This window comes from Mesorhizobium sp. WSM4976 (assembly GCF_029625685.1).
GTDB lineage: Bacteria > Pseudomonadota > Alphaproteobacteria > Rhizobiales > Rhizobiaceae > Mesorhizobium.
This window is the reverse complement of the sequence record NZ_JARTVT010000077.1, coordinates 1-3,233: the sequence shown is the minus strand read 5'-3', so window position 1 is coordinate 3,233 and position 3,233 is coordinate 1. Positions and strand designations below refer to the sequence as shown.

The 3,233-nt window shown below is 65.5% G+C and carries 4 protein-coding genes and 1 pseudogene; 2 read left to right on the top strand and 3 right to left on the bottom strand.

Annotation, left to right across the window (positions count from 1 at the left end):
• Nucleotides 1-68 precede the first annotated feature (68 nt).
• A complete protein-coding gene (locus tag P9272_RS35670; protein ID WP_278164881.1) occupies nt 69-530 on the bottom strand; it encodes a DUF4126 domain-containing protein in 462 nt (153 codons plus the stop codon).
• A 131-nt stretch (nt 531-661) separates the two neighbouring features.
• Here P9272_RS35670 and P9272_RS35665 point away from each other — a divergent pair.
• A pseudogene (locus P9272_RS35665) lies at nt 662-1,218 on the top strand (sugar O-acetyltransferase).
• Here the strand turns inward: P9272_RS35665 and P9272_RS35660 are convergent.
• Nucleotides 1,205-2,191 carry a helix-turn-helix domain-containing protein gene (locus tag P9272_RS35660; RefSeq protein WP_278164879.1) on the bottom strand — a complete coding sequence of 329 codons (987 nt, stop codon included), beginning with the start codon at nt 2,189-2,191 and terminating at the stop codon, nt 1,205-1,207. The pseudogene P9272_RS35665 and the gene P9272_RS35660 sit on opposite strands and share 14 nt — an antisense overlap.
• A gap of 128 nt (nt 2,192-2,319) precedes the next feature.
• Here P9272_RS35660 and P9272_RS35655 point away from each other — a divergent pair, with 128 nt between their 5' ends.
• Nucleotides 2,320-2,961: a cysteine hydrolase family protein gene (locus P9272_RS35655; RefSeq protein ID WP_278164877.1), complete on the top strand. Its 642-nt coding sequence runs from the start codon at nt 2,320-2,322 to the stop codon at nt 2,959-2,961.
• A gap of 65 nt (nt 2,962-3,026) precedes the next feature.
• Here the strand turns inward: P9272_RS35655 and P9272_RS35650 are convergent.
• The coding region (locus tag P9272_RS35650; protein ID WP_278164875.1) for a formate--tetrahydrofolate ligase at nt 3,027-3,233 on the bottom strand (207 nt) is incomplete at its 5' end.

Genomic DNA, 3,233 nt, shown 5'->3' with positions numbered 1-3,233 from the left:
ACCCCTTACGATCCCCAAAAACACCCCGCCGCAAACGCCTTGCTCACAACAGGTTGACACAGGAAGTCTCATGCGACCGCCGCCACGATCAGCAGTCCGCCGATGATGGCCACCGCGTCCTCGATGAAGGCGGCGGGCGGATCCTTGCCGAAAACCGCTGCCAGTCGGTCACGCGCTTCCGCGCCGCCCAGCGTGCCGATCACCGCGCCGATCGCGCCGGCGATAAGGCCGCCGATGGTGGCCCCAGCGGTGGCGCCGATCACCGCGCCGGCGAAGGCGCCTAGGATTACACGGGCGCCGAACTGCTGCGGCACCTTTCGGCTCGGCGTCGACGGCAGCTGGTCGGTGATCAACTCGACGATCGCCAGGATGGTGAAGATGCCGACGGCGATCCAGTGGCCCATGAAGCTCGCCCAGGTGCCGGTGACCGGCAGCAAGCCGAGATAAGAACCCCAAGCGACGGCGGCGGGCGCGGTCATGGCGCGCAGCCCGGCAATGACGCCTATCAGCAGTGCAAGCAGGTAAAGCATGATCGACCCCCTCAAAATCGGAACCTCGCACGGTTCCAGCAAGGCAGGCTAGCATGGGCCGGGCGTTTGGCCACGGGCTTTTGTCCGAGAATGGATTAGGCTTTGCAGCAGACAGATCTGGAGGTGTCGCCATGGCGGCAAGCGAGCGCATGAAGATGGCGGCGGGAGAATGGTACACCTGCATCGACGATGAGCTGGAGGACTTGCGCGTCACCGCGCGCGATGCGGTGTTCGAGCACAACAGCCTGCCGCCCCGGCAGCGCGGCAACATCGCTCCGGCCTTGCGGGCGCTGCTCGGCGGCGTGGCCGAGGGCGCGCGCATCGAGGCGCCGTTCCATTGCGCCTATGGCTTCAATTTGTTTCTCGGCGACGGCGCCTTCCTTAACGCCGGCTGCACCATCCTCGACACCGCGCCAGTGCGCATCGGCGAGGGCACGCTGCTTGGCCCCAATGTGCAGATCTACTGCGCCGAACATCATCGCGAAGCCACTGGACGGCTGGCTGGCTGGAGATCGCAAAACCGGTGACGATCGGTGACAACGCCTGGATCGGCGGCAGCACGGTGATCCTCGCCGGCGTCAGCATAGGCGAGGGCGCCATCGTCGGCGCCGGCGCGGTGGTGACCCGTGACGTGCCGGCCAATGCGACCGTCGTCGGCAACCCGGCACGGGTCGTTACAAGAGGCTGAGTCCGCTTGGCGTCTGGGTGTTTCTCGAAAACTCGCGCCGGTACTGCTTCGGCGAGGTCTTAAGGCGCGCCGCAAAATGCTGGCGCAGCGAGGTGGCGCTGCCGAAGCCGGCTTCGAAGGCCACCATGTCCATCGAATTGTCCGTCTGCTCCAGCAGCCTTTGCGCCAGCGCCACGCGCTGGTCGGCGAGCCAGTCGCCGAAACTGGTTCCAGTGGTTTTCTGGAAACGGCGCGTGAAGGTGCGGCGGGTAAGGCCTGCCGCTTCGGCGACACTGTCCAGGCTGTGGGCTTCGCCGAGCGATGCCCGCACCTCATCGAGAGCCTTGGCGAAGCGGTCCGCCTTCGGCGTCGGCGCAAGCGGGCGCTCGATGTACTGCGCCTGGCCGCCCTGCCGGTGCGGCGAGAGGACGACGTGACGGGCAATCCGCAGCGCAGCCTCCGCTCCATAGCGGGCGCGCACGATGTGCAGGCAGCAGTCGAGCCCGGCGGCGACGCCGGCGGAGGTGACGATGTCGCCATCGTCGACATAGAGCACGTCCGCGTCGATCGTGATGTCGGGATGAAGCTTCTGCAACTGGCCCGTATAGGCCCAGTGGGTGGTTGCCTCGCGCCCGGCCAGCAATCCGGCGCCGGCAATGGCGAAGGTGCCGAGGCACAGACCCACGATCAGCACGCCGCGCCGATGCGCGCGCAGCAGCGCCTCCTTGAACGGCGCGGGCAGCGGGGCCTCGAGATCCTTCCAACTCGGGATGATGACGATGTCCGCCTCGTCGAGCGCTGAAAGATCATGCGGCACGACGATACTGAGCCCAGCGTCGGTATGAATGGGCCCTTCCTCCATCGCGCAGACGCGGAAGTCGAAGCGCGGCAGGCCGAGCTTGGTACGGTCGGCGCCGAACACCAGGCAAGGCACGGAGAGGTGGAACGGACTGATGCCGTCAAAGGCGACAACGGCGATGATCGGGTTCTTCATGACAGGCGTCATTTGCGTTGGTTGGCGAATGTCCCAATTCTTTCGAACGATGTCAATCGGGCCACTTTCTCGACCGAGAAGATCGGCCTAGCTTTTGCGCCATCAACCCGGTCGAAAGGAAAACCGCCATGTCTGCACCAGCCACCCAGCCGCGCCGCGCGCTTGTGGTCGTCGATGTCCAGAACGACTACAACGGCGGCAATTTAGCCATCCAGCATCCGCCCTTCGCCGACAGCGTCACCAATGTGGCGCGGGCCATGGACGCGGCCGCGGTGGCCGGCATCAAGGTCGTGGTCGTAAAGCAGATGGCGCCCGAGACCTCGCCGATCTTCGCGAAGGGCAGCCATGGGGGCGAGCTGCATCCTGAGATAGCCAGGCGCGCACGCGACCACTATGTCGAAAAGACGCTGCCGTCGGCCTTCACCGGCACGGATCTGGAGACCTGGCTGCGCGTCAATGCCATCAATACGATCGCGGTGGTCGGCTACATGACCCACAATTGCGATCTGTCGACCATCATCCACGCCGTGCATATGGGCTTTGCCGTCGAATTCCTTTCGGATGCCAGTGGCTCGGTGCCCTATGCCAACAGCGCCGGCTATGCCTCGGCGGAGGACATCCATCGCGTGGTGAGCGTCGTTCTGCAGTCGCGCTTCGCCGCGGTGCTGAAGACCGCCGAATGGATCGATTGCCTGAAGACCGGGAAGCTGCCCGAACGCGACACGATCTACGCATCGAACCAGCGGGCGCTGAAGCGGAACGCCGCCTAGCCCGGCAAGCAAAAAGGGCGCCGCGGTGAGCCGGCGCCCTTGGTCGTTCTCGGTTCGAAGAAGGCTTAGAACAGGCCCTCGATCTGACCCTGCTCGTTGAGAAAGATCTTTTCCGAGGACGGCGCCTTGGGCAGGCCGGGCATGGTCATGACCTCGCCGCAGATGATGACGACGAAGCCGGCGCCGGCCGAGAGTCTGACCTCGCGCACCGGCACAGTGTGGCCGGTCGGCGCGCCGCGCAGGTTCGGGTCGGTCGAGAAGGAGTACTGGGT

Bases quoted from the DNA above. Each gene is read 5' to 3' on its own strand.
- P9272_RS35660 (WP_278164879.1), bottom strand. From the start codon at position 2,191: ATGAAGAACCCGATCATCGCCGTTGTCGCCTTTGACGGCATCAGTCCG.
- P9272_RS35655 (WP_278164877.1), top strand. From the start codon at position 2,320: ATGTCTGCACCAGCCACCCAGCCGCGCCGCGCGCTTGTGGTCGTCGAT.
- P9272_RS35670 (WP_278164881.1), bottom strand. From the start codon at position 530: ATGCTTTACCTGCTTGCACTGCTGATAGGCGTCATTGCCGGGCTGCGC.